The sequence below is a fragment of the Lentibacillus kapialis genome (assembly GCF_014646635.1).
GTDB classification, from domain to species: Bacteria; Bacillota; Bacilli; order Bacillales; family Amphibacillaceae; genus Lentibacillus; species Lentibacillus kapialis.
Genome location: NZ_BMNQ01000129.1, coordinates 1 through 831, shown reverse-complemented (window position 1 = coordinate 831; position 831 = coordinate 1). Strand labels below are relative to the sequence as shown.

Below are 831 nucleotides of genomic sequence, written 5' to 3'. Positions count from 1 at the left end.
TTTTTTCGAAACAATGTGATCAATTATTTATGAATCTGAGATAATGTGAATAGACTGGCATATTATTTCAGATTTTTGGCTGGATTAGTCAGAAAAATGGTGGCTGGAATAAAGTACTGATTTACAGTATTCATCAGTGTCTAACTCCTGAATAATTTTAGTGGCCGCCAGTTCAGCTTCTTTTGATGTGTTGAAGCCTCTTCTCGTGATAATAGTCGAAAGGGATATGTAAACTGGGAGAAATTCCAGCATATTAAGTCACTGTTTCCATTGGTACGTCCGAAACTTTCAATTTCATATGGAAAATTGAAAGAGTACGTACGGTGATTATTGCGGATGAATTGAGCCACTTATGCGGAGTTTTGAGCCAGGCAGTGCGGAAAATAGAGCCACTTTCTGCGGATTGGAGAGCCAGTACGATAAAAATAGAATAACCTCCTGTATAATAAAAATGCATGCAAACAAGCATGACAATATTATACAGGAGGTTTTTTTATGGTTAATTGCCGTAAAGTTCTGGAGCTGTATTTTGAAGGGGTTAGTCAAAGAACAATCAGTTCTAGCACTGGTCACTCCAGGAATACAGTCTCTGAGGTCGTTCAACGTGCCAAGAAACTTGGTTTAGAAAGTTTGAACGATACCATGACCAACTCATGGTTGGAGGCGTTTCTCTTTCCGGAGAAACAAGCTATTGAAAAAGGTTATTGTAAATGTCAACGATAATATGTACAGTTTTGACTGTTTAAGAATGTACAGTTTTGTTCATGGTACATAACCGAATTTTTATTCCATTTACCTATAATTTACCGTATATTGATCACCTTCCCGTAA

At 37.1% G+C, this 831-nt stretch carries 1 protein-coding gene; it reads left to right on the top strand.

Annotation, left to right across the window (positions count from 1 at the left end; translation table 11 throughout):
- The first annotated feature begins 495 nt into the window (after positions 1-495).
- Entirely contained in the window at positions 496-723 is a 228-nt protein-coding gene (locus IEW67_RS17930) for a hypothetical protein (protein WP_188634431.1), read from the top strand.
- The last annotated feature ends 108 nt before the right edge of the window (positions 724-831 follow it).

What these genes read in the sequence shown, in the direction of transcription:
- IEW67_RS17930 (WP_188634431.1), top strand. Translation starts at nt 496, where the DNA reads ATGGTTAATTGCCGTAAAGTTCTGGAGCTGTATTTTGAAGGGGTTAGT.